General features: G+C 42.5%; 20 protein-coding genes and 1 pseudogene. 4 read left to right on the top strand and 17 right to left on the bottom strand.

Translation table 11 applies throughout. From position 1 onward, the window contains the following. Positions 1 to 29: 29 nt before the first annotated feature. The 8 genes and pseudogenes from KV696_RS10440 to recJ form a co-directional block, all read right to left on the bottom strand. Positions 30 to 104: pseudogene (locus KV696_RS10440) on the bottom strand (metallophosphoesterase family protein); the annotation flags it as partial. Beyond that, on the bottom strand, positions 101 to 1942 hold the full coding sequence (gene uvrC / locus KV696_RS03760; RefSeq protein WP_219966896.1) for an excinuclease ABC subunit UvrC: 1842 nt from the start codon (positions 1940 to 1942) through the stop codon (positions 101 to 103). The gene uvrC and the pseudogene KV696_RS10440, both read right to left, overlap by 4 nt. A gap of 38 nt (positions 1943 to 1980) precedes the next feature. Then, positions 1981 to 2682, bottom strand: coding sequence for a M57 family metalloprotease (locus KV696_RS03765; RefSeq protein ID WP_219966897.1), 702 nt, complete (start codon positions 2680 to 2682; stop codon positions 1981 to 1983). A gap of 78 nt (positions 2683 to 2760) precedes the next feature. After that, positions 2761 to 3993, bottom strand: a complete 1233-nt coding sequence (murN, locus tag KV696_RS03770) for an aminoacyltransferase (protein ID WP_219966898.1) — start codon at positions 3991 to 3993, stop codon at positions 2761 to 2763. 4 nt (positions 3994 to 3997) lie between these two features. After that, on the bottom strand, positions 3998 to 5218 hold the full coding sequence (locus KV696_RS03775; protein ID WP_219966899.1) for a peptidoglycan bridge formation alanyltransferase MurM: 1221 nt from the start codon (positions 5216 to 5218) through the stop codon (positions 3998 to 4000). Positions 5219 to 5348: 130 nt separating this feature from the next. Then, complete coding sequence (locus tag KV696_RS03780) at positions 5349 to 6128, bottom strand: alpha/beta hydrolase (RefSeq protein ID WP_219966900.1); 780 nt, start codon at positions 6126 to 6128, stop codon at positions 5349 to 5351. 67 nt (positions 6129 to 6195) lie between these two features. Continuing rightward, positions 6196 to 7857: a ribonuclease J gene (locus tag KV696_RS03785; RefSeq protein ID WP_000065614.1), complete on the bottom strand. Its 1662-nt coding sequence runs from the start codon at positions 7855 to 7857 to the stop codon at positions 6196 to 6198. Positions 7858 to 8030: 173 nt separating this feature from the next. After that, a complete protein-coding gene (gene recJ, locus KV696_RS03790) occupies positions 8031 to 10253 on the bottom strand; it encodes a single-stranded-DNA-specific exonuclease RecJ (protein ID WP_219966955.1) in 2223 nt (740 codons plus the stop codon). A 175-nt stretch (positions 10254 to 10428) separates the two neighbouring features. On the opposite strand from recJ, the gene KV696_RS03795 reads away from it, so the two are divergent. From KV696_RS03795 to KV696_RS03810, 4 genes are read left to right on the top strand one after another with little or no spacing between them, the layout of a single operon-like run. Further along, a complete protein-coding gene (locus KV696_RS03795) occupies positions 10429 to 11187 on the top strand; it encodes an amino acid ABC transporter ATP-binding protein (RefSeq protein WP_001229569.1) in 759 nt (252 codons plus the stop codon). Positions 11188 to 11197: 10 nt separating this feature from the next. Continuing rightward, a complete protein-coding gene (locus KV696_RS03800) occupies positions 11198 to 11992 on the top strand; it encodes a transporter substrate-binding domain-containing protein (protein ID WP_219966901.1) in 795 nt (264 codons plus the stop codon). A 12-nt stretch (positions 11993 to 12004) separates the two neighbouring features. Next, positions 12005 to 12682: an amino acid ABC transporter permease gene (locus KV696_RS03805; protein WP_033680576.1), complete on the top strand. Its 678-nt coding sequence runs from the start codon at positions 12005 to 12007 to the stop codon at positions 12680 to 12682. A 9-nt stretch (positions 12683 to 12691) separates the two neighbouring features. Beyond that, positions 12692 to 13351 (top strand): amino acid ABC transporter permease, encoded by a 660-nt coding sequence (locus tag KV696_RS03810; protein ID WP_120769890.1) that lies wholly within the window; start codon positions 12692 to 12694, stop codon positions 13349 to 13351. A 95-nt stretch (positions 13352 to 13446) separates the two neighbouring features. Here the strand turns inward: KV696_RS03810 and KV696_RS03815 are convergent, their stop codons facing one another. The 9 genes from KV696_RS03815 to metE all read right to left on the bottom strand — a co-directional run bounded on the left by KV696_RS03815 (position 13447) and on the right by metE (position 24821). After that, positions 13447 to 14577 carry an ABC transporter ATP-binding protein gene (locus KV696_RS03815; protein ID WP_000229949.1) on the bottom strand — a complete coding sequence of 377 codons (1131 nt, stop codon included), beginning with the start codon at positions 14575 to 14577 and terminating at the stop codon, positions 13447 to 13449. Between the two features lie 112 nt (positions 14578 to 14689). After that, the gene (locus tag KV696_RS03820; RefSeq protein WP_060805882.1) at positions 14690 to 15559 is read right to left on the bottom strand and encodes a helix-turn-helix domain-containing protein; all 870 of its coding nucleotides are present in this window, start codon (positions 15557 to 15559) and stop codon (positions 14690 to 14692) included. A gap of 3 nt (positions 15560 to 15562) precedes the next feature. Further along, entirely contained in the window at positions 15563 to 15949 is a 387-nt protein-coding gene (locus KV696_RS03825) for a Mini-ribonuclease 3 (protein WP_045604720.1), read from the bottom strand. Next, on the bottom strand, positions 15942 to 17285 hold the full coding sequence (gene cysS, locus KV696_RS03830; RefSeq protein WP_219966902.1) for a cysteine--tRNA ligase: 1344 nt from the start codon (positions 17283 to 17285) through the stop codon (positions 15942 to 15944). Before cysS ends, KV696_RS03825 begins: the two co-directional genes overlap by 8 nt. An 81-nt stretch (positions 17286 to 17366) precedes the next feature. Next, positions 17367 to 18251 carry a GNAT family N-acetyltransferase gene (locus tag KV696_RS03835; RefSeq protein WP_060805884.1) on the bottom strand — a complete coding sequence of 295 codons (885 nt, stop codon included), beginning with the start codon at positions 18249 to 18251 and terminating at the stop codon, positions 17367 to 17369. Between the two features lie 11 nt (positions 18252 to 18262). Beyond that, positions 18263 to 18880, bottom strand: coding sequence for a serine O-acetyltransferase (gene cysE / locus KV696_RS03840; RefSeq protein ID WP_061088317.1), 618 nt, complete (start codon positions 18878 to 18880; stop codon positions 18263 to 18265). A gap of 15 nt (positions 18881 to 18895) precedes the next feature. Beyond that, the gene (gene pnp, locus KV696_RS03845; protein WP_219966903.1) at positions 18896 to 21109 is read right to left on the bottom strand and encodes a polyribonucleotide nucleotidyltransferase; all 2214 of its coding nucleotides are present in this window, start codon (positions 21107 to 21109) and stop codon (positions 18896 to 18898) included. 494 nt (positions 21110 to 21603) lie between these two features. Further along, the gene (gene metF / locus KV696_RS03850; RefSeq protein ID WP_000089967.1) at positions 21604 to 22470 is read right to left on the bottom strand and encodes a methylenetetrahydrofolate reductase [NAD(P)H]; all 867 of its coding nucleotides are present in this window, start codon (positions 22468 to 22470) and stop codon (positions 21604 to 21606) included. A 101-nt stretch (positions 22471 to 22571) separates the two neighbouring features. Beyond that, positions 22572 to 24821: a 5-methyltetrahydropteroyltriglutamate--homocysteine S-methyltransferase gene (gene metE, locus KV696_RS03855; RefSeq protein WP_219966904.1), complete on the bottom strand. Its 2250-nt coding sequence runs from the start codon at positions 24819 to 24821 to the stop codon at positions 22572 to 22574. Positions 24822 to 25009: the final 188 nt, after the last annotated feature.

A 25009-nucleotide genomic window follows, 5' to 3' on the forward strand; every position in this document is an offset into this window, starting at 1 on the left:
GATTGACATGTTAATCAAGATTTTGCTAAGGATTCTGCAATCGCTGCTTCTAAGGCTGTCGCATTACCATGAATATCTGATAAAATTGCAATTTTATGGTTCATGATGTTTTTCCTTCCGTTTGGTAATCTACTCTTTCTTCCGCCACCAGAGCCAATTCCTCTTCTGCCTGCGGGTTCAACTTCCTCTGCACTGCTTCTGCGACTGCTCTTGGTACCCCAACTTCGACAATCTCATCCACACTGGCTTCCTTGATTTTAGTCAAAGACTTGAAATGCTTCATGAGATTCTGCTTGCGTTTAGGTCCCAGACCGTCAATCCCATCCAATTGAGATGAAAAGGAATTTTTGGAGCGCAGTTGGCGGTGGAAAGTGATAGCAAAGCGGTGCACCTCATCTTGGATGCGCTGAAGGAGGAAAAATTCCTGAGAATTACGAGACAAGTCCACCACTTCCAGCGGATCTCCAAAGAGCAATTCATGAGTTTGGTGCTTGTCATTCTTTTGCAGACCTGCAATGGGGATATCCAAGCCCAGCTCCTCTTGGATGACTTGCTTGGCGATATTGACTTGCCCTTGTCCTCCATCAATCACAATCAAATCTGGCGGAGTCAAGCCATCACGTTGGACTCGACCATAGCGTCTGCGAATGACCTCTCTCATGCTGGCATAGTCGTCTGGCCCAACCACAGTCTTAATTTTATACTTACGATAATCCTTCTTACTCGGTTTGCCATTGACAAAGACCACCATGGCCGAAACAGGACTGGTTCCCATGATATTAGAGTTATCGAAGGACTCGATACGAACTGGTGTCGGAATTTGGAGCAAGCGTCCCAGATTTTCAATAGCTCCTTGGGTCTTTTCAACAGATTTCTCTAGCAGGTTAAATTTCTGCTCCAGACTGACACGGGCATTTTTTATGGCTAGATTGACCAGCTGTTTTTTCTCTCCACGTTGGGGTTTGAGAATCTTGGTATCCACCAAGGCCTGAACGGCTTCTTCATCAATATCCTGCGGTATCAACACTTCATTGGGAACCAAGTGAGATTTTTCTTGATAAAATTGTCCTACGTAGGTCAAAAAGTCCTCATCCGGATCATTGTAGTAGGGAAAGAGGTTGACGTCTCGCTCGATGAGCTTGCCCTGACGGACAAAGAAAACCTGCACACACATCCAGCCCTTGTCCACATAGTAGCCAAAAACATCGCGATTTTGGAGATCCTTGGCCATGACCCGTTGCTTAGTCCGGAGCGTTCCAATGGCCTGAATCAGGTCACGGTATTCCGCTGCACGTTCAAATTCCATAGTCTGGGCTGCCGTTGCCATCTTGCCCTTAAGGTCATCGATGATTTTGTCATCCTGTCCTTTCAGAAAATCAGAAACCTCCTGAGCCATGGACTTGAAATAGTCCTCATCCTTCTTACAGATGGTGTGGGCCATACATTGGCCGATATGGTAGTAAAAACAGACCTTAGACGGTGGATTGGTACATTTACGAAAAGGGAAAATTCGATCCAGTAGCCGCTTGATTTCATTAGCTGCTCCCACGTCTGGATAAGGTCCAAAGTAGAGACCTCCGTCCTTCTTGACCTGACGGGTGATAATCAAGCGTGGATAGCGCTCATTGGTGATTTTGATGAAAGGATAAGACTTATCATCCTTGAGCATGATATTGTACTTGGGCTTGTTTTCCTTGATGAGATTGATTTCTAGGAGAAGTGCCTCGATATTGGACTCAGTAACGATAAATTCAAAATCCACAATTTCAGACACCAAGGCCTCTGTTTTGGTATCATGACTTCCACGGAAATAAGACCTCACACGGTTGCGCAGATTTTTAGCCTTTCCTACATAGATAATGGTGCCGTTTTTATCCTTGTGAATGTAGCAACCAGGGCTGGTCGGCAAGAGCTCTAGTTTTGATTTAATCAAGTTATTCATAGTTCCATTATAGCAAAAAAGTAGGGAAAGATAGTTCCCTACTCATTAGTCTCATATATTTTTCGGAGGTTTGCAACATCCTCTTCCTGGATACCATAAAAGGAACCTGCAGGTTGCATCACAGACTTCTCATCTGTATGGCCCAAGCCAATCGCATGCCCCAACTCATGTTCTGCCGTATGAACAATGCGCTCATGGGAATAACCATAGTTAGGATTGGACAGATAATAGTGATTCAACCGCACCGTTACGGATAAGAATTGCCCTGTTAAGAGATTGGTCTGACTTTCCGCCTCTCCTGCCACAGGAGTGTTTCCATCGTTCATCTCCGTAGCCGTAATATCTGCCTTGCTGGCCTCAGTCACGAGTTCAAAATTAAAAGCACCAGTTTGATTCCAATTCTGGATTGCTTCTAAATAAGCTTCTTGAAAGCGTGAATCCATCTGGGGATCCAAGTAAATACGAGCAGAAGCCTGCGGCCACCTTCCTTCAGAATGTTGATGGCTATCTGTCTGGTTCAACTTAGGCAGTTGCCCTGTTTTTTCCCATTGGTCGATACTTTGTTGACCAATCTTGACTGACCGTTCTGCTTGCTTCAGCGCACCTTGAAAATCACCGTTCAGATACCAGAGAAAACCAAAAGCAAGAGCGCATAAGAAAACAACTATCCAAACCAGACGCCAAAACAAACGCCAAATAAAATAAAAGAAAGCCCCTATCAAACGAAAAAGCCAACGCATATCTCTCCACCTTTCTAGCAAATAAAGTCTATTTTACTAAAACAAGCTGAAAGAAAGCTAAATACTGGCTTTTTCATCTTAACGTCCTACTATTTTTTTGAATAACTGAATAGCTTTGTATTTTAAAGGCGATGGATGATAACGGAAAGTTCCTGCTTTACGTACAATATAGCCATTAAAATTTTGTTTAAAACGCAAAACACCATCACTACCATCAAAAATCCCTTGAATGCCTAGGAAGTTGTATTTAGGTATTCCACGCTTTATGCTTTCTAACATAACATATTTTTGAAGCAGTGCAGGGGCATAGAACTTATTAAATTCAGTGTAAGAACCACTAAAGAGATAAGTCGTTTCCTGAGGCATATAAACAAATAAACTCCCGGCTAAAACAATATCTTCTTCTCCATATTTTTCAATCAAGTCTCGCGCTTCTGCTTTTCGAACTTCAAACGTTTCAAATTGACTAGAATATTCTCTCAGCTGATTTTGTTTTTTCTCAGAATGAGGATTTTTACTCAAATCAAGTCGCAACTTGCCCAAGATTTCTTCTAGTTTACTTTGTTCACCTTGCAATTTGCTCATATAGTCCGAAAAATTCAAGGTTGCTATGAGAAACTCCGCTTGTTCTCCAAATGAATCATAAAAGTGCTCATAATATTCTAAACTTTTATCACTGTATTCTCTACGTTCAGAGGTTTCTTTTGTTATATTCTTAAAAATCGATAGTTCTTCACGTTGTAACTTTTTCAACCGAATGCCAAACGTTTCAGCCTTTTTCACCAAGGGTTTACCCTTTTTGCTAAAACTTTTAAGCAAATTCTTTTCAGTTAATTCAGTCAAATCTTTATAGTATAACCAATCTGGTTCTCCACCTGGATAACCTGTTGTCAATCCATCAAATTGATAACCTAAATCAGTTAAAGCTTGAATGATACTTTTTTTCTCAGTATCTATTGGATTACCTTCACTATCAAAAGTTTGATAAGTTTCATAAGGTTTTACAAGCAACTCTAATACACCATTTTGCTTGGCATATTCTTTTAACTCCGCATAAAAAACTGGAAGAGCATCTTGTTGGGTATAAATCGGACCCGAATTGATCTCCATATGCAGGCCACCCAGCATGGGCAAGCTATAAACCAGAGCTGCAACTTGAATTTCTCCTTCTTGTTTCAAAGCTAGATAAACAATTCGAGCCCCTCTTTTTTCTAACAAGTCCCCCATCTGAACAGATTGCATAAAGGAACGAGAAGAAACCTGATCAGAATAAGCCTGAAACTCTTCTTTCGTGAGTGTAATTAGTGCCATATACTTACTTTCTATGTTTTTTTCTTAATGTTTTACGGAAATCAAGAGCAAGTCTTAACAGAGGATAGAGAGGATGGATAGGCATTGTAAATTCACCCAAATATTCTTCAATCGTTGGATTAAATTTTTCCTTAAAATGATAAAGTCCACCATTGAGAGAGTTTTCAACACCACCTAAATTTTGCCACAACATACCTCGCTCAAAGGCATAGCGAGCCGTTTCATACCAAGTTAAAATTGGTGCATTGTAACGTTTAAAATCATCATCCATACCAGCATATAGATTGACAGAGGTAGTACCAAATTCCAAACTCAAAGTAGCCGCTAACGGAATGTTTGATTTTCCCATATTCATATATCCCTGCAAGAAATCTATTTCCTCTTCTAAACGTTCTTTTTCTTTTATATTTTCCTGAATTTTTGAAGGTTTGGTTGCATCATTAAATTTTTCTGCAACTACTCTATTTTTTTCTAACTGTTCTTCTAATTCTCTTAAACGCTTAGAAACATCCAAACTCGTTAGCGTGATATAAGAATCTTCTTTAAAGTTATCTAATAATTTTTTATAATAGGTTTCATTTCTTAAATGAATCTCTTTTCGCTTCTCAGTTTTTTTCATCAACTCCGAAAATGAATCTAATAGTTCCAGTCCACCATATTGAATCTCAAGCCCTTTATTTCGTGCTGTTCGGATAGCTTGCCTCGTTGATTTAGAAAGTTTATCTTCTTCAAAATTTTCCTTATATATTTTCGCCTGAATACGAGGCTGAATGGTGTCATCCATCTCGGTTGTCCGCCCAGACCATTTCACTCCTAATTGCCCTAAAATCTCAACAATAGCAAGATTTTCAGGATATTCTATCTTATCTTGATTGACCAAATATTGAGATAGACAAATACTTGGATCGAAAGTCACAAAAACCGCTCTCTTACTGCGAGCATAAGACTTAATGGACTGCAGGACAAACTTTAAAAGTTCTATATCCCTGTAATCCAATATAGGACCTCTTGGAATATAAAACATTTTATAGCCTAAAGGCAGAGATTTTATGAGAATACTAGCCACAGCCAGTAACTTCCCCTCTTCATAGACACCAAATCTCTCATGATTCCAATCAGATTTCACTTTTTCCCAAGCACTGCTTTGTAATACATTAGCTAATTCATGTTCTTTAACAAACTGATCATATTCTAATGTGGGAATGCCAATTTGATAACGGTACATTTCCTACTCTCTTTCCTCCAGTATCTTATTACTATTCTACTACTTTCGTTTGAAAAGTCTAGTGAAAACAGACTTCCATCATTGTTTTAAAGCCAAGAATAACTATAAATAGTGATTCATTTATAAAAAACTAACTCAATCTCTCTTCTAATTTGAAATCGATTGGCAGGGTTGCTAAGAACCGTTCCAATTGCTTTTCCCAGTAATACCATTCGTGAGTTCCAGCACTATGGCTATAGGTCACATCAAAACCTAGTTTTTTGAGATTTTTCACTGCGAGATTATTAGCATCGTACAAGAAATCCTGTTCGCCACACCAAGCCCACAGCTTAGTCTTTTTATCCGATTTTTTAGCCAGACTTTCAAGAGAATAGGGGCTAGCTGTCCAATCCTTAATCTCCCCAAACACACCCCTCCAATAAGCCGGTGTTCCCAGATTTTGGCTTTCAGGAGAAAACTCTTGAAAACTAAGGGCACCCGAAAAACTAGCTGCATGGGAAAAACGATTTGTAGCAAGAGCCAATTTAAAGCAGCCGTAGCCTCCCATAGATAGACCAGCGATAAAGGTCTTTTCACGCTTGCTAGTCATATTAGGGAAGAAGCGTTTTAAAACCTGTGGCAATTCCTCTGCTAGAGCTGTGTAATAATCAAAACCATACTGGGTATCGGTGTACCAACCATTGCTGGTATTGGGCATGACGACTATGAGATTAGTCCCCCGAAGCAAGCGTTCTACATTGGTCCGCTTGAGCCAACTATTATGATTGCCAGACATCCCGTGCAAGAGGTACAAGACGGAAATATCTTTACACTCTGGTTCTTCCACTCGATTGGCATCTGGGTAGAGGACATTCACTCCCCACTCCATATCCAAGACTTGTGAGTAATACTCGATTTTCATTACTGCCATAATTTTTTCCTCTATTTTCCGATAAGAAAAAGCCGAAATTCGACTTTCTCTCTGTTTATTTCAACGATTATTTTGCTTCCATGACTACTGGTAAAATAGCTGGACGACGCTTGGTTTGGTCAAAGAGATACTTGGTCAGATTATCACGAACTTTCCCTTTAAGATCTGCCCAGTCAAAGTCATCTCCTTGAAGATAGTCTTCTACCGTCTGGTTAATCAATTCTGAACTTTCACGGAGAATATCACGGCTCTTCTTGAGATAAACGAATCCACGCGTGTGCACACGAGCCTTGGCCACAATTTTCTTCTCACGACGGTTAACTGTGATTGCTACGATGAAAATGCCATCCTCTGACAAGACCTTACGGTCACGAAGAACCACATTTCCAACATCACCGATAGCATTTCCGTCAATCAAGACATCCCCTGCTGAAACCGCTCCAGCTGGGACAAAGTCCCCATTCTCATAAGCCATGCTGGTTCCCTTTTTAGGAATGAAAATGCGTTCTGGCAGCATCCCAACTGCCATAGCAGCCTTAGCATGAGCATCTAACTCACGGTATTCCCCTTGAATTGGGAAGAGATACTTAGGTTGCAAGAGATTAATCATCAACTGCAAGTCACGCGCATTCCCATGTCCTGACACACGCAAGCTTTGAGTGATCAGTTTGACAACTCCGCCAGCTTGGTAAATCATGTTTTCCACACGCGCCATGACCGCTTCTTTGGCGATAGACGGTGTCGTTACAATATAGACTAGGTCCCCGTCCTTGATTTCCACATAACGGTGGCGACCAATCGACATTTTACGAAGACCGTTGATCGGCTCTCCCATACGGCCTGTCTCAAGGATAATCAACTCATGGTCTTCAAAGCGAGACATATCTTTTGGCTTAATCAAAAGACTCTCGTTAGCTAGAGACAATTTCTTAAGGCGAATAGCAGTACGGACGATATTTTCAATATCGAATCCTGTCAATACCACACGACGGCCTGTTGCATCCGCAGCATCAAACACCTGCTGGATACGAGAGAGGTTGCTGGCTACTGCTGCAACAATGATACGACCATCCCAGTCCGAAATGGTTTGAGTGATCTCGTCCCCAACTTCACTTTCGCTAGCCACTTGGATATTGCTATCTGCATTGGCTGAATCGCTAAGAAGAGCTAGAACTCCATCACGACCGATTTCTGCCAAACGAGCGAAGTCTGTCGCATAAGATTCACTAGCTGTCTGGTCAAATTTGAAGTCACCTGTATAAACGATACTACCTTCAGCTGTCTTCAAGACAACACCCAGACTTTCTGGGATAGAGTGGGTCGTACGGAAGAAGGACACCACAGTCCCTCCAAAATCTATCTCCGTATCCTCATCAATGACATGGAAATCATTGAATTTCTTAACTGTGTCATTTCCTTTGACAAAGAGTTTTGCCAACTCAATGGTCAACTCAGAGCCAAATACAGGTACCTTGGCTTCAGCCAAGAGATAAGGCAGAGCACCAATGGCATCCGCATGACCGTGAGTCAAGAAGACCCCAGCGATACGGTCGCTATTTTCAAAAAGGTAGTCCATATTGGGAATGACCACATCCACCCCTAGTTGTTCATTTTCAGGATATTTTAGACCTGCATCCAAAACGAAAATAGACCCATCGATTTCAGCGATATACATATTTTTCCCATTTTCACGCACACCACCAAGTGTTGTTAAACTGATATTACTCATTTTTCCTCCGAAAGCTTAATTTATTTTGATTATAGGGTTACTTGCCCTTTTATTCTAAAAGCACTATTACTTTTAGCCGAATCTTTTCCTACCATTATACCATTTTTTTGATGATTTTCAAAATGAAGATTTGTTTTCAAAAAAGAGCTGGTTGCCCAACTCTTTCCTATCATCTACTCTTTTTCCATTAAAAAGTTATAAATTTCTTGCACAGTGCCCAGCGCCATCATTTCTTGGTCTTTGACGGTTTGTTTGAGATTTTGGTAAATCTGACTTTCTCCGATTTCCCGCTTTGGTGCCTCTTTATTGACTGTCATGACACCATCTTTGATCGTCACAAAGCCTAGCTCTTCAAATACTTGAATCATCTTGACCAGCAAGATTTGTTGGATATTAAGATAAGTAGCCAAATCCTTCAGCTTGTAGCGAATATCAAACTCTGGGAACTGGTAGATGGTCTTGTACAATTTGGCAAACTGCTCTCTAGTCCCATAACCTGTCAGATAGTAGGCCTTGTCAATATCATTTTTGAAATAGACAGCAGAGAAATTCTGTTCCTGAAAAATGGTCTTCAGCAGGATAATATCCTCAGGAATGGTTTTCACGACAATAGCTTCACTAGCCGCCAGATTTGGCACTTCTCCAGCAAAATCCAAGACTGGAACCCCTTCTGGCAAGACTGCATTCTTCCCACGGATGTTAAAGAGTTGAACACCTTCCACACGCGCATCCACCATCATCAACTGGAGAGCAGTTTGGCCATTCCATTGGTTGACAGACAATTTGACTGCCAGCTCTAGATTCTTGGTTTGAGAAAACTCTGTTGCCCATCTGCCTTGTCCAAAGGCTACCACTTCAAAACTCGCCTCACCCTTGGAAATTTTCAGCTTGAGATGGACGTTGCCTGCTCCCATAGTACGGGCACTTTCAACCTGAAAATCCTTAATATAAAAGACAGGTTTCTGATTGTCCATGCCAAAAGGTGCCAAACGTTCAAAACTTTTGACCGTTTCCAAGCTAAGTGTCTCCAAATCCAGCTCTTCATCTAAATTTAATTTGTTCTTGCCAGCAGCATCTGCACCTTTTTCACGAACATAATCTTCCAAGACTTGAGATAAATCTGAGAGTTTCTCCACTTCCAGCGTCATTCCTGCTGCACCAGCATGGCCACCAAAGGCGATAAAAAGGTCGCGATGAGGATCCAGAGCCTCAAAAATATCCACTGCTTCCACACTACGGGCACTACCCTTGGCACGACCATCTTCTATATTAAGAACGATGACTGTCTGCCCTAGTTCTTCCAACAAACGACCAGCCACGATACCCAGAACCCCAGGATTCCAGCCTTCCTTGGCCAAGACTTGGACCTTCTTCTCAGGGTCCACCATGGTCTTAGCTTCTTCATAGATAGACTGGACGATTTCCTTACGCTCTTCGTTTTTCTGATGAATCATAAGGGCAATCTCGTGAGCTTCCTCATCATCAAATCCAGTCAGCAAATCGATGGCAGGATTGGGATCATCCAAACGGCCCAAAGCATTCAAACGAGGGGCAATCTGGAAACCAACCGTTTCTTCTGTTACTTCGTTGGCGGCAATCCCAGCCATGTCTAGCATTTCTTGTAGACCAATACGCTGAGTGTGTCCCAACATTTCCAAACCATATTGCACCAAAATACGGTTCTCATCTGTCAAACTCACCATATCAGCAATGGTTCCAATAGCGACCAAATCAAGCAATTCCACTTGTACTTCTTCTAAAAGGGCACAAGCCAGCTTGAAAGCAACTCCACAACCAGCCAAATATTTGAAAGGATAGTTCGCATCCGGATGTTCAGGATGGACAATAGCATAGGCATCTGGCAAGGTTTCAGGCATGGAATGGTGGTCTGTGACAATGACATCCACTCCCATAGACTGGGCCAATTCAATAGCCTCATGACCAGCAACCCCATTGTCCACCGTCACAATCAAAGAAATCCCTTCTTGCTCGATAAAGTATTTATAAACACTAGCATTTGGACCATAGCCATCAGTAAAACGATTGGGCAAGTAAACACGGCACTCAGCGCCAAGCTGTTCCAAACTTTCCTTCACAATCGAAGCTGAAGTCATACCATCCGCATCATAATCACCGTAAACGAGGATACTTTCCCCTTCTTCAATGGCCTGACGAATCCGTTCCACTGCCTTGTCCATATCATGGAGCAGATAAGGGTCATGCAAGTCCTCCAAAGAAGGTTCTAAAAACTTCTTCAGACTTTCTTCGTCCTGAATCCCTCTTTCAAATAATAAACGAGCTACCTCAGGACCCAGTCCAGCCTTCTTGGCTATCTTTGTAAAATCCGCATCTTCTACCTGCGGGGCAAACTGCCATTCATAAGTAGGTGTTATCAAAAAGACATCCACTCTTTCTAAGAATTCTATTGCTTCATTATAACATGATTTAGGCTTTTTCTCTATCCAGATTGCTTTTTTATAAAATTTTAGTGAATTTTTAAGATATGATTTGACAAGAAAAATCTTTTGGTGTAAAATCATGTTATAAAATCTAACACAAAGGAGATTCCTTATGGCTTTAGTAGAATTTGAACACGTCGAAAAATATTACGGAGACTACCACGCACTCCGCGACATCAATCTCCGTTTTGAAAAAGGACAAGTCGTTGTCCTACTCGGACCATCTGGTTCTGGTAAGTCCACTCTTATCCGCACCATCAATGGTTTGGAGGCTGTAGACAAAGGAAGTCTTCTAGTAAATGGCCACCAAGTTGCTGGTGCCAGCCAGAAAGATTTAGTTCCTCTTCGCAAGGAAGTCGGCATGGTTTTCCAGCATTTCAACCTCTACCCTCACAAAACAGTGTTAGAAAACGTAACACTCGCACCCATAAAAGTTCTAGGAATTGATAAAAAAGAAGCTGAAAAAACAGCTCAAAAATATCTGGAATTTGTAAATATGTGGGACAAGAAAGATTCATATCCAGCCATGCTATCTGGTGGACAAAAACAACGGATTGCCATCGCACGTGGACTCGCTATGCATCCGGAACTCCTCCTCTTTGATGAGCCAACATCTGCTCTTGATCCTGAAACCATCGGCGATGTTCTAGCAGTTATGCAAAAATTAGCCCACGATGGTATGAATATGATTGTCGTGACCCATGAAATGGGCTTCGCCCGTGAAGTTGCCGACCGTATCATCTTTATGGCTGACGGAGAAGTTTTGGTGGATACGACAGATGTTGATGACTTTTTCGATAATCCAAGCGAACCTCGTGCCCAACAATTCCTCAGCAAAATCATCAACCACGAAAGTGACAAAGTCAAATAAGGAGGCGCCTATGAAAAAGAAATTCTTTTTATCCGCATTATTGATTAGCCTTTTCGGCCTTGCTGCTACAAAACCAGCCCAGGCTGATACCAGTGTCGCAGACATTCAAAAGAGAGGCGAACTGGTTGTCGGTGTGAAACAAGACGTTCCCAATTTCGGTTATAAGAATCCTAAGACTGGGACCTATTCTGGTATCGAAACTGACTTGGCCAAGATGGTAGCTGATGAGCTCAAGGTCAAGGTTCGTTATGTGCCGGTTACAGCACAAACCCGCGGACCCCTTCTAGACAATGAACAGGTCGATATGGATATCGCGACCTTTACCATCACAGACGAACGAAAAAAACTCTACAACTTTACCAGCCCTTACTACACAGATGCTTCTGGCTTTTTGGTCAATAAATCTGCCAAAATCAAAAGCATTGAGGACCTAAACGGCAAAACCATCGGGGTTGCCCAAGGTTCCATTACTCAACGCCTGATTACCGAACTGGGTAAAAAGAAAGGTTTGACCTTTAAATTCGTCGAACTTGGTTCCTACCCAGAATTGATTACTTCCCTACACGCTCACCGTATTGATGCCTTTTCCGTTGACCGCTCGATTCTGTCTGGCTACATCAGCAAGCGCACAGTACTACTAGACGATAGTTTCAAGCCATCTGACTACGGTATCGTTACCAAGAAATCAAATACAGAGCTCAACGACTATCTCGATAACTTGGTTACTAAATGGAGCAAAGATGGTAGTTTGCAGAAACTTTATGACCGTTACAAGCTCAAACCATCTAGCCATACCGCAGATTAAGGAGGACACATCATGACAGATTTATCATCTTGGACTGCCTATTTTCAGGATTTTGGACAATTTTTCAATGGTTTCCTCTTCACCCTTGCCCTAGCAATCGGATCCTTTATCCTAGCCATGGTTTTAGGCATCTTCTTTGGAGCCATGTCAACCAGCAAACGTCCAATTTTGCGCATTTTAGCTCGCATCTTTGTAGAATTTTACCAAAACACTCCCCTCTTGGTGCAGTTTGTCATCGTTTTTTATGGCCTACCTCTTATCAGTGACCATATCATCATGATTCCGATTTATTGGACAGCTGTTCTCTGCGTGGGTCTCTATCACGGTGCCTATATCGCTGAGGTGATTCGCTCAGGGATTCAGTCTATTCCTAACGGTCAGATGGAGGCCGCCTTGTCGCAAGGTTTTACCTATATCAGCGCCATGCGCTTGATTATCTTGCCTCAGGCCTTCCGTATTATTCTCCCACCTTTGACTAACCAAATCGTTAACCTCATTAAGAATACCTCGACAGTCGCTATCATTTCTGGAGTGGACTTGATGTTTGTGACCAAGTCTTGGTCGGCTCTTAACGGAAACTATATCCCAGCATTTCTAGGTGCTGCCCTTCTCTACTTTTCTCTTTGCTTCCCTGTTGCCCAGTTTGGTCGCAAGATGGAGCAAGCCAACAAAAAAGCCTATTCACTTTAGGAGGTTACTATGGAATCCATTTTAGAAGTTTTGACCCCAGATAACCTAGTCTTTATCTTTAAAGGATTTGGCTTGACCCTCTACATTTCTCTGATTGCCATCATCCTCTCTACCCTTATTGGAACGGTGCTAGCCGTCATGAGAAATGGGAAAAATCCTGTCTTACGCATTATTTCCAGTATTTACATCGAGTTTGTGCGTAACGTTCCCAACCTTCTCTGGATTTTCACCATCTTTTTGGTTTTCAAGATGAAATCCACACCAGCAGGAATCACTGCCTTTACCCTCTTTACATCAGCGGCCCTAGCTGAGATTATTCGAGGTGGTCTCAATGCCGTAGACAAGGGGCAGTACGAAGCAGGAATGTCACAAGGCTTCACTTCAGCCCAAATCCTCTACTACATCATTCTCCCACAAGCCATTCGTAAAATGCTGCCAGCCATCATTTCTCAGTTTGTAACTGTGATTAAGGATACCAGTCTTCTCTACTCTGTTATCGCCCTACAAGAACTCTTTGGAGCCAGCCAAATTCTCATGGGCCGTTATTTCGAACCAGAGCAAGTCTTCAGTCTTTATATCCTGATTGCCCTCATCTACTTCAGCTTTAACCTAGCCATTTCTAGCCTATCTCATATGCTAGCCAAACGTTGGCAACAAGCTGCAGAATAAAAAAACAGCTCTCCAAGTACATGGAGAGTTTTTTCTACGCAATCGCTAAAAAACACTGCCAAATTTCTCTAGCAGTGTTTTGATATTTCATTTGCTTAGTAGACTGTTTTTTCAGTTTCTACATCAAAGAAGTGTGCTTTGTTCAAGTCAAATCCAAGTTCAACTGTTGCACCTGTTTGCAAGTAGTCACGAGCGTCAACTTTGGCAACAAATTCATCTTTACCAACTTGGCAGTAAAGGTGAGATTCTGAACCAAGCAATTCTGATACAGAGATAGTAGCTTTGACAACTGATTCTGGGAATGTTTCAAGGAAAGCAGGTTCTGCATTCACGTCTTCTGGACGGATACCGAAAATCAATTCTTTACCTTCGTAGCCTTTTTCACGAAGAACTTTCAATGCTCCTTCTGGAACTTTCAAACGGAAACCGTCTGAAATAATTTCGCTTCCAACCAATTTCACGTTGATGAAGTTCATAGCTGGGCTTCCGATGAATCCTGCTACGAATTTGTTAACTGGGTTTTTGTAAACTTCTTGAGGAGTACCGATTTGCTCAACACGTCCGATAGTACCTGTACCAGCAGGGTTCTTAGTTGCTGACATGATAACGATACGATCCGCAAGTGTCATCGCTTCTGTTTGGTCGTGAGTTACGTAGATAGTTGTAGCTCCGATACGACGGTGGATTTTCGCGATTTCAGCACGCATTGATACACGAAGTTTGGCATCCAAGTTTGACAAAGGTTCGTCCATCAAGAATACTTTTGCATCACGGACAATCGCACGACCCATGGCAACACGTTGACGTTGACCACCTGAAAGGTCAGCTGGTTTACGTTCCAAAAATTCTTTCAATCCAAGAATTTCAGCTGCTTCTTGCACACGTTTATCGATATCTTCCTTGCTGTATTTACGCAATTTCAAACCGAAAGCCATGTTATCATAAACAGTCATATGTGGGTAAAGAGCGTAGTTTTGGAATACCATGGCGATGTCACGGTCTTTTGGAGCTACGTCGTTGACAACCACGCCATCGATAGATGCAGTACCTTCTGTAATATCTTCAAGACCAGCAATCATACGAAGAGTAGTTGATTTACCACATCCTGAAGGACCTACGAAAACGATAAATTCTTTGTCTTTGATGTCCAAGTTGAAGTCTTCAACTGAGTAGTGTTCGCTGTTTGGATATTTTTTGTAAATATTTTTAAGATTCAATTCTACCATGAGGTGAACTCCTTTTGTCTTTTGATAGTTTTATTATAGATGAAAACGCTTTACATTTCTATGGCAAGGTGACCAAAAAAATAAAAAAGTTCTGTGCAACTTGCACAAAACTTTAGAGAATATCTGGTAAAATCAATTGATAACACAAGGTCAGATCTGTCAATTCCTTCAACTGTAGCCCTGTCAATTCTTCCCATTTATCAATCTTGTATTGGAGAGAATTGCGGTGCAGATAGAGTTGTTGGGCTGTTTTAGTGAGAACAGCACTATTTTCCCAAAGAGAGAGAATGATTTCCTGAATCTGATCTTGATCCAAAATCATCTGGTGCAGGCATTCCTTGATTGCCTTCAAGTCCACGAGTCTTTCTCCCATACTCCAAAGATAGAGCTGAGAAAAAGTATGAACACCTTGGTGACCCTGACGCCACCAAGTCTTAAACAAATCGCGCTCTGCTTTAATCAAATCGGATAGGGCTTGGTGCCCCGTCTGAGACCAAACCTGTCCTAACATGATAGATAGACGCAGTCCAAAATCATACTCAACCGCTTCAATCGTATCGCTTAAAATAGCTCGTACAGAGGTGTACTTATCTTGTTGAAGCACGAAAACATAATCCTGAGCCCCAACCTGAAGCACTGTCTGACAGTTAGGAAAAAGGGTCCTCATCATATCCAGCCAAGAAGCTAGATTTTCCTGCTGAAAATAGGAAAGATGACAATAGACCAGCTGAATCTTTTTAAAAGTTTGCGGTGCTTGCCCCTTACCCTCAATCAGATAAGAATACCAAGGATTGAGCGAACGAGCCTGCTCCTGCTGGGTCAAAAGGGCAACCAATTGCTTTTCACGCTCGCTGAGCCCAGCTTCTTCCAGCAAAATCCACTGCTGAGAAGCTAAAGGGAGAGTGAGATAGCCCTCTTTCTCTACTGGTTGGTCTGAAATCTGAGCCTCAGGAAACCAGTCTTGTAGTTCTTTTGCCATCATATCCTAGCCCTCCACTTTTTGGATGCACCATAAAATCAAACTCTCAAGACGTTCCAGATTTTCAGTCATATGGAGATAGCCCATCACGGCTTCAAAACCTGTAGACATACGGTAAGTCACCACATCAGCATTTTTGGCCTTGGTGTGGCTATTGGTATTTCGACCTCTCTTGTAGATCTCTTCTTCTTTTTCTGTTAAGACCTGCTCCTCCAACATAAGAGAAATCAGGCGAGCCTGAGCCTTGGCTGAGACATACTTGGTCGCTTCTTGGTGAAGTTTATTGGGTTTGGTCATACCTTTTAGAATGAGGTGACGACGAATATACATAGAATACACCGCATCCCCCTCAAAAGCTAACGCAATCCCGTTAATGAGATTGACATCAATCACGAGTCCACCTCACTCCATCCTTGGTGTCAAGGAGCTTAATCCCTTGAGCAGCCAATTGGTCACGGATCTGGTCCGCTGTAGCAAAGTCACGATTGGCACGCGCTTCTTGTCGTTTTTGGATCAAGTCTTCAATCTCTGCATCCAAAACTTCCTCAATAAAGACAATTCCAAAGACTTCCAACATATCCGCAAGAGCTTGCTTGACACTTGCATCATAGTTGCCAGAGTTAATCCATTTGGCCATTTCAAAGACTACTGTGATACCGTTGGCAGCGTTGAAATCCTCATCCATAGCTGCTATAAACTTGTCTTTAAAGGCTTGCAAGTCTTGGGCATCCACGTTTCCTGTAAATGGTTGTTCGTAAGTGTTCTTTAGATACTTGAGATTAGTCTCTGCATCCCGCACTGCCTTTTCCGTAAAGTTGATAGGCTTACGGTAATGTTGTGTCGCAAAGAAGAAACGAAGCACTTGCCCATCAAGAGTTTTAAGGGCATCGTGCACTGTGATAAAGTTACCCAAGGACTTAGACATCTTGACATTGTCGATATTGACAAAGCCATTGTGCATCCAGTAGTTAGCAAAGGTCTTGCCTGTTTTGGCTTCTGACTGGGCAATTTCATTGGTATGGTGAGGAAACTCTAGGTCAGCTCCACCACCGTGAATATCAATGGTGTCGCCCAAAATCTCTGTCGACATGACTGAACACTCGATGTGCCAGCCCGGACGACCAGGTCCCCAAGGACTGTCCCAAGAAATCTCGCCTGATTTGGCAGATTTCCAGAGGGCAAAGTCCACAGGATTTTCCTTACGAGCTGTTTCTTCATCGGTACGACCTGAAGCACCCAGCTCCAAATCTTCCAAGGTTTTATTAGCCAATTTGGCATAGTTGTAAGATTTTTCCACACGGAAATAGACATCTCCTTGACTCTCGTAGGCAAAGCCTTTTTCAATCAAATCTTCCACAAAGCGGATGATGTCAGCCATAAACTCCACCACACGCGGATGGCGGGTCGCAGGTTTGACGCCCAAGGCCGTCACATCCTCACGAAAGGCAGCGATGTACTTGTCCGCAACCTCCTGAGGCGTGATACCTTCTTCCTTGGCACGGTTGATAATCTTATCATCCACATCCGTAAAATTGGAAATATAGGCAACCTCGTACCCACGGTATTCGAAATAACGACGAATGGTATCAAAAGCCACCGTCGAACGGGCATTCCCCACGTGGATATAGTTATACACGGTTGGCCCACAAACATACATCTTGACTTTGCCGTCCTCAATCGGGACAAATTCTCGCAAATCACGAGACATGGTGTCGTAAATTTTAATCATAAATCATAGTCAGGAAAACCAAAATCAAAGAACACTTAGTTTCATCACTAAGAGTTCAATTGAATTTCAGTCCGAATCTCTCTAGACTTCGGAATCCCTTGCTCCTTTCTCATTCAGATAAACCACCTGAGTCTGTTTGACAAAGCCAATTTTTTCATACAAACGTTTAGCACCTACATTGCTATCTTCCACTGCAATCTGAAATTCCTTATCATTTTGCTCAATTAGTTGGTTGACGAGGGATTTTGCTAAGTAGCTTCCATAGCCTTTCCCACGTTCAGGTTCCGATATTGCTAACCCGTAGAAGTAATTCGTATTAGTCGATAAATCTACCGTGCAAGTTCCAATAACCTGACCGTCTTTTAACAAAATATATAAGCGACTTTCTGGATCCTTCAGAGCTTCAGCGACATATCTATCCACAATCTCTCTAGATTCATGCTCTTCTGAGAATGCCTGAAATTTCAACTGACTAATTTGATCCTGATACGAACTATCTGCTAACAAAACTTCAAGATTGGAAACATTTGCTAACGGATAAGGTTTTCTATCCTTACCTAACCAAGTTTCTGTCTCTTCATCCTCGACCAAGCCCCAGTTGCTGATAAAATCAGGATGACGGTCTAGAAAAACACGCTCTGTCTGAAAAGTGACTGAACAAATAGAGAAAGAAGCTGTTTCTCTCTCAAAACTAGTAAACAACGCACGCGCAATTCCCTGACGGCGATGATCTGGATGAACCAGTATCGTCACTTCCACATCTTGGTCATCTGCATAGACAGTTAATAAACCAACAAGTTCGCCTTTTTCATAATAAAGGAAAAAGGCGGGCATGTTTGGATCAAAATTAAGCATGTTAGAGAGATAGGGATCACGATAGGTACCGTCATAGTTTTGGCAACAGTTAATTAGTTTTTTCGCCTCAGATAGCTCCTCTTGGCTTAACTTGTTTCTTGCTTGAATCATATAGGTATCCTCTACAACCCAGACGATCTATGACTGGCTTCTTTAGCCTGCTCGAGTTTATTGACGTAGTACTCTCGTTTTTCTTCGACTTCGTGAATGACCGGCTCATCCTTCTTTCCATGAACACGAACAATCTTGGCCGGAATACCGACAACCGTCACATCACTAGGTACGTCTGCTACAACAACTGCTGCTGCACCGACCTTGGCATTTTCACCGATTTCCACAGGTCCGATAACTTGGGCATGGGCCGATATGAGAGCTCCTTTACGAACGGTCGGATGGCGTTTGCCACAGTCTTTCCCTGTTCCCCCAAGAGTCACCCCATGATAAAGGAGAACACCTTTTTCAACAATCGCTGTCTCTCCAATCACCAGACCAGAACCATGGTCGATAAAGACACCTGAATCGATCTGAGCACCCGGATGAATCTCAATCTGAGTCCAAAAGCGCCAGAACTGACTGTGCATACGAGCCAGTAGTTTGAAGCCATGCTTCCAGAGAAAATGCGAGAGACGGTGGGCCGCCAAGGCCTTGACACCTGGATAAGTCAGCAAAACCTCCAAAGTGGTGCGGGCCGCTGGATCATTTTCTTTTACGATATCAATGGTTTCGCGCCACCATCCCATACATTTCTCCTTTTCTTATTCTGAATCTTTTGGTGTTTCTGTAAATTCTTTCTTAGGTTTGTGATCCTTGTGATGACGTGGGCGGTGAGGACGCTCTGATTTTTCCCCTTTTTCATCACGTTCAGGTTTTGGAGGACGAGGAAGAAGGGCTTTCATAGAAGCATCCACACGTCCTTTTTCATCAATCTTGATAACCTTAACATCAACTTCATCCCCGATTGCTACCAAGTCTTCGACATTATTGGTACGAGTCCAAGCCATTTCAGAAATGTGAACGAGGGCATCTGTCTTGTCAAAGAGGTTAACAAAGGCACCAAATTTCTCGATACGAACGACTTTAGCACGGTAAACTTCGTCCACTTTGGCTTCACGAACCAAACCAGCAATGATTTCTTTGGTACGGTTGATAGCATCTTGGTCGCTAGAGTAGATAGAAACATTACCTTCTTCGTCAATATCAATCTTAACGCCTGTTTCAGCGATAATCTTATCGATGGTTTCTCCACCCTTACCGATGACAATCTTAATCTTGTCCACATCAATCTTGATGGTATCAATTTTCGGAGCAGTTGGAGCCAATTCTGGACGAACTTCTGGAATGGTTGCTTCAATCACATCAAGGATTTCAAAACGCGCTTTCTTAGCTTGGGCAAGAGCCTCAGTCAAGATTTCTGCAGTAATCCCTTGAATTTTGATATCCATTTGTAGGGCTGTAATCCCGTCACGAGTTCCTGCAACCTTGAAGTCCATGTCTCCAAAGTGGTCTTCCAAACCTTGGATATCTGTCAATACTGTGTAGTTGTTTCCATCTGAGATAAGTCCCATGGCAATACCAGCCACTGGCGCCTTGATTGGCACACCACCAGCCATAAGAGCAAGAGTTCCCGCACAGATAGAAGCTTGAGATGAAGAACCATTTGACTCCAAGACTTCTGCTACCAGACGGATAGCGTATGGGAATTCTTCCAAACTTGGCAAGACTTGAGCAAGGGCACGCTCACCAAGAGCACCGTGACCGATTTCACGACGACCTGGCGCACCGTAGCGTCCAGTTTCCCCTACAGAGTATTGTGGGAAGTTATAGTGGTGCATAAAGCGTTTCTTATACTCTGGATCCAAACCATCAATGATTTGAGTTTCACCCATCGGAGCCAAGGTCAAGACTGAAAGGGCTTGAGTTTGTCCACGAGTGAAAAGACCTGAACCGTGCACACGAGGAAGGAAGTCAACAACCGCATCCAAAGGACGGATTTCATCGACCTTACGACCATCAGGGCGAACCTTGTCTTCTGTAATCAAACGGCGCACTTCAGCGTGTTCCATTTGTTCCAAGATTTCAGCCACATCACGCATGATACGGTCAAATTCTTCGTGGTCTGCATATTTTTCTTCATAAACAGCAGTGACTTGGTCTTTGACTGCTTGAGTTGCAGCTTCACGAGCCAATTTCTCTTCTACTTGGACAGCTTTTTGGAGGTCACTGTTGTAGGCTGCGATAATTTCAGCCTGCAATTCAGCGTCAACATGAAGCAATTCCACTTCTGCTTTTTCCTTACCAACTGCTGCAACGATTTCTTCTTGGAAGGCAATCAATTCTTTGACTGCTTCGTGCCCTTTAAGGAGCGCTTCCAGCATGATTTCTTCTGACAATTCTTTAGCACCAGATTCTACCATGTTGATGGCGTGTTTGGTACCAGCTACTGTCAATTCAAGGAGGGATTGCTCTGCTTGTTCTTGGCTTGGATTGATGATGATTTGGCCATCTACATATCCCACTTGTACCCCAGCGATTGGTCCGTCAAATGGAATATCTGAGATAGAAAGCGCCAAGGATGAACCAAACATAGCAGCCATTGGTGCAGAAGCATTTTCATCATAAGAAAGCACGGTGTTGATGACTTGGACTTCGTTACGGAAACCTTCCGCAAACATAGGACGGATTGGACGGTCAATCAAACGCGCTGTCAAAGTCGCATCTGTTGAAGGACGTCCTTCACGTTTCATAAAGCCACCAGGAAACTTCCCAGCTGCATACATTTTTTCTTCGTAGTTGACTTGGAGAGGGAAGAAATCTCCAGTTGCCATCTTCTTAGACATAACGGCAGCAGTCAAGACAGTTGACTCACCGTAACGTACGACAACTGCGCCATTCGCTTGCTTAGCAACCTGACCAGTCTCTACAATTAACTCACGACCCGCAAAAGTCGTTTGAAACACTTGTTTTGTCATTTTAATCCCCTTTGGATTGATGAAATTATACGCCTTGCCTACAAAGATCAAGATACCAAGGACGTCAAAAGCAAAGTAAAAATAGGAAACTGACGAAGTCTTCGATGAAGACAAGACAGTTTATCTTTTTTACACAGCTTTTCGGCCGGGTTCAATTACACAAGATACAAATCATTAGAAAGGTTTGATACTAAAGTATCTAAACCTTTCACGCTAATCGCTATCGGACGATTAGCTAAATGCTTTACTAACTCTCTCGTCAGATAACATCGATTTGACTCGTTCGTGTCGCTCTTTCCTACCGTTAGTCATCAGAAAGATTTGATGCTAAAGTATCTAAACCTTTCAGTTAGAATGCATTGTATTATTTAATACCCTCATCTTTGTATCAAGTACGTACAGAGTCTATTTTATCATATTTTTCTTAAAAAGTGCGGTCTTTACCATTAAAAAGGAACCATTCCCCTCACTTGAGAAGAATGGTTTGCTTTTTATTATCCTAGAGACTGGTGATTAAACAAGGCATGGGTTGCTTGGTGGATGTATTTTGCTGTTTCAGCATTGTTCATGGTGTAGAGATGCACACCTGCAACATCCTGAGTTACCAAGTCCACGATTTGGTCCACTGCATAGGCAAGTCCTGCTGCTCTGAGCGACTCAGGGTCATGCTCATACTTGTCTAAGATGGCTTTAAATTTGCGTGGAAGATGGATATTCTCACAGGTCTTCAAGAGACGGAGAGCCTGATTTCGATTCAGAATTGGCATAATCCCTGCATGAATGGGAACATCAATCCCAGCCAAGATGCACTTGTCTTGGAAATCATAGAAGCGCTCATTGTCAAAGAAAAGCTGGGTTACAAGGCTCGAACAACCTGCATCTACTTTCTTCTTGAGATTTTGGATATCTGAAATCTGATTTGGCGAATCTGGATGCCCTTCCGGATAACAAGCACCAACAATATCAAAGTGAGGGGCTTGTTCCTTGATGAACTCGATCAAGTCCGTTGCATAGCGGAAATCCTTTTGTGGTTCCACGTCTGGAATAATATCCCCACGAAGAGCCAAGATTTTCTGCACCCCAACTTTGTCCAAGTCAGCAATGGTTTCAGCAACCTTGTCCTTAGTCAAATAGATAGCTGGCAAGTGGGCAATGGTCGGAATCGCCAAGTCATTTTGGATAAAATCAGCCAAACGAACCGTCGTTTCCTTGATATTAAATTTATTATTGCTGGCAGTTACACTGATAAAGTGAGGAGCCAACTCCTGCATATCTTGAAGAGCAGAAATAATGTTATCATTACCCACGGCTGGGTTAGGAGGGAACACTTCAAATGAGAGTGACGGTGTTTGGCGTGACATAGTCATTATCCTTTTCTAGTTGATTTTTTCGTTAGCTGGACTCCTAGAATCCGAGTGAAACAGGCAGATTGACTAAACAGCGCTTCTTGAGAAATCCTATCTTACAATTTCACACGCGCAGCTTTAGCTGCTTCAACAAGGCGGATCAAGCTTTCTTTTGTTTCTGGAATACCACGTGTTTTCAAACCACAGTCAGGGTTGATCCAAACTTTCTTGCTTGGCACTTTAGCAAGGATGGCTTCGATTGTATTGTCGATTTCGCCTTCATTTGGCACACGAGGTGAGTGGATATCGTAAACCCCAGGTCCCACTTCTGTTTGGAAGTTTTTCGCTTTGAGTTCGTCCAAGATTTCAAGGTTTGAACGGCTAGCCTCAAATGAGATAACGTCCGCATCCAAGTTGTCGATAGCTGGAATGATATCTGTAAATTCTGAGTAACACATGTGAGTGTGGATTTGTGTGTCAGGCGCTACTGTTGAGTGTACCAAGCGGAAGGCAGGAATTGCCCAGTCAAGGTAGTCTTCGTACCAGTCGCTACGACGGAGTGGCAATTTCTCACGAAGAGCAGCCTCATCGATTTGGATGATTTTCACACCAGCAGCTTCGAGGTCAAGCACTTCATCCTTGATAGCAAGGGCGATTTGAAGAGTAGAATCCTTGATAGAGATGTCTTCACGTGGGAATGACCAGTTGAGGATGGTAACAGGTCCAGTCAACATACCTTTAACAGGTTTGTTTGTACGGCTTTGTGCATAGCTAGACCATTTAACAGTGATAGGGTTAAGACGAGTTACATCACCCCATATGATTGGTGGTTTCACCCCACGCATACCGTATGATTGTACCCAACCATTTTTAGAGAAGAGGTATCCTGACAAGTTTTGACCGAAGTACTCAACCATGTCATTACGCTCAAATTCACCGTGAACAAGGACATCAAAGTCGATATCTTCTTGCCATTTGATCCATTCATCGATCGTTTCAGCAAGGAAAGCATCGTACTCTTCTTGAGACAATTCACCTTTACGGTAAGCCAAACGTTTCGCACGAACTTCTTTAGTTTGAGGGAATGAACCGATAGTTGTTGTTGGAAGAGCTGGAAGTTTGAAAGCTTCTTCTTGGATAGCTTCACGTTCTGCAAAGGCTGGCAAACGAGTGTAGTCTGCGTCTGTCAAGCCAGCGATACGCGCACGAAGTTCTGCATTTTCACCCACACGTTCAGTCGCAAAGAGTTCTTTGTTAGCAGCAAGAGCTTGTTCACCTTGACCATTGCGGATAGCATCCAAATCACGAATCTCATCCAATTTTTCAACTGCAAAGGCAAAGTGGTTCAAGATAGCTGGTTCAAATTCCTCATTAGCAGTTGTAAATGGCACATGAAGAAGTGAGCATGAGCTTGTCAAGACAATGTTTTCAGCCGGGATTTGTTCAAGAACAGCCAAGCTCTTTTCGTAGTTGTTACGCCAGATGTTTTTACCATTGACAATACCTGCATAAAGAGTCTTGTCAGCTGGGAAGCCACCTTTAACCAATTCAAGAGTTTTCTTACCTTCAACGAAATCAAGACCAATGGCATCTACTGGCAATTTCACAAGGTCAGCGTAGACGTCACGAACATCACCGAAGTAAGTTTGAAGCAAGACTTCAAGATCTTTTTTGTCAGCCAAAAGTTTGTTGTAAAGATTCAAGAAGAGAGCTTTTTCTTCGGCTGTCAAGTCTTTTACAAGAGCCGCTTCATCCAATTGGATACGAGTTGCACCAAGTTCAGCCAATTTTGCAAAAACTCCTTGGTAAGCAGCCACTAAACCGTCTACGAAGTCTTCTGCTTTCACGCCTTCTTCAAAGTCTGACAATTGAAGGAAAGTGAATGGACCTACAAGAACTGGACGAGTGTTCAATCCAAGTTCTTTTGCTTCTTGGAACTCATCAAAGATTTTGTGACCTGCAAGTTTGACTTGAGTGTCTTTTTCAAATTTAGGAACGATGTAATGGTAGTTGGTGTTGAACCATTTCTTCATTGGAAGGGCGCGAACGTCTCCTTTTTCTCCTTGGTAACCACGACCCAAAGCGAAGTAGCGCTCAAGGTCAGACAAGTCCAAGTTTTGAACTGAAGCAGGTACCACGTTGAAAAGGAAAGCTGCATCTAGGAAGTTGTCATAGTGAGAAAAGTCATTTGATGGAATTTCAGTGATGCCTTTTTCTTTGACAATGTTCCAGTGTTTAGCACGCAAATCTTTTGCGGCCGCCAAGAGTTCTTCTTCTGAGATTTCTTTTCTAAAGTATTTTTCAGTTGTAAATTTTAATTCGCGGAATTCGCCCAAACGAGGGAAACCGATGATTGTAGTTGACATGATGTGTCCTCCAAAATTTGTTGTTGAAACTATCTTAACAGAAAAGGAATCATCTGTATAATTGTAAAAAATTAGGCTTTGATATAGTTTGAAACTATATCTCTGTTTTGAACAAAAGAAAAAGACCTGAGACAAACGCCTCAAATCCTTTGTATATCTTGTTTTAAAGCTGTATTCCAGTTAGAATA

Source organism: Streptococcus humanilactis (assembly GCF_019448275.1).
GTDB classification, from domain to species: Bacteria; Bacillota; Bacilli; order Lactobacillales; family Streptococcaceae; genus Streptococcus; species Streptococcus humanilactis.

What these genes read in the sequence shown, in the direction of transcription:
- KV696_RS03800 (WP_219966901.1), top strand. Translation starts at nt 11,198, where the DNA reads ATGAAAAAGAAATTCTTTTTATCCGCATTATTGATTAGCCTTTTCGGC.
- murN (WP_219966898.1), bottom strand. Translation starts at nt 3,993, where the DNA reads ATGGCACTAATTACACTCACGAAAGAAGAGTTTCAGGCTTATTCTGAT.
- cysE (WP_061088317.1), bottom strand. Translation starts at nt 18,880, where the DNA reads ATGGGATGGTGGCGCGAAACCATTGATATCGTAAAAGAAAATGATCCA.
- KV696_RS03775 (WP_219966899.1), bottom strand. Translation starts at nt 5,218, where the DNA reads ATGTACCGTTATCAAATTGGCATTCCCACATTAGAATATGATCAGTTT.
- KV696_RS03785 (WP_000065614.1), bottom strand. Translation starts at nt 7,857, where the DNA reads ATGAGTAATATCAGTTTAACAACACTTGGTGGTGTGCGTGAAAATGGG.
- cysS (WP_219966902.1), bottom strand. Translation starts at nt 17,285, where the DNA reads ATGATTAAAATTTACGACACCATGTCTCGTGATTTGCGAGAATTTGTC.
- KV696_RS03765 (WP_219966897.1), bottom strand. Translation starts at nt 2,682, where the DNA reads ATGCGTTGGCTTTTTCGTTTGATAGGGGCTTTCTTTTATTTTATTTGG.
- pnp (WP_219966903.1), bottom strand. Translation starts at nt 21,109, where the DNA reads ATGACAAAACAAGTGTTTCAAACGACTTTTGCGGGTCGTGAGTTAATT.
- metE (WP_219966904.1), bottom strand. Translation starts at nt 24,821, where the DNA reads ATGTCAACTACAATCATCGGTTTCCCTCGTTTGGGCGAATTCCGCGAA.
- uvrC (WP_219966896.1), bottom strand. Translation starts at nt 1,942, where the DNA reads ATGAATAACTTGATTAAATCAAAACTAGAGCTCTTGCCGACCAGCCCT.
- metF (WP_000089967.1), bottom strand. Translation starts at nt 22,470, where the DNA reads ATGTCACGCCAAACACCGTCACTCTCATTTGAAGTGTTCCCTCCTAAC.
- KV696_RS03820 (WP_060805882.1), bottom strand. Translation starts at nt 15,559, where the DNA reads ATGATGGCAAAAGAACTACAAGACTGGTTTCCTGAGGCTCAGATTTCA.
- KV696_RS03810 (WP_120769890.1), top strand. Translation starts at nt 12,692, where the DNA reads ATGGAATCCATTTTAGAAGTTTTGACCCCAGATAACCTAGTCTTTATC.
- KV696_RS03815 (WP_000229949.1), bottom strand. Translation starts at nt 14,577, where the DNA reads ATGGTAGAATTGAATCTTAAAAATATTTACAAAAAATATCCAAACAGC.
- KV696_RS03795 (WP_001229569.1), top strand. Translation starts at nt 10,429, where the DNA reads ATGGCTTTAGTAGAATTTGAACACGTCGAAAAATATTACGGAGACTAC.
- KV696_RS03805 (WP_033680576.1), top strand. Translation starts at nt 12,005, where the DNA reads ATGACAGATTTATCATCTTGGACTGCCTATTTTCAGGATTTTGGACAA.
- KV696_RS03780 (WP_219966900.1), bottom strand. Translation starts at nt 6,128, where the DNA reads ATGGCAGTAATGAAAATCGAGTATTACTCACAAGTCTTGGATATGGAG.
- KV696_RS03835 (WP_060805884.1), bottom strand. Translation starts at nt 18,251, where the DNA reads ATGATTCAAGCAAGAAACAAGTTAAGCCAAGAGGAGCTATCTGAGGCG.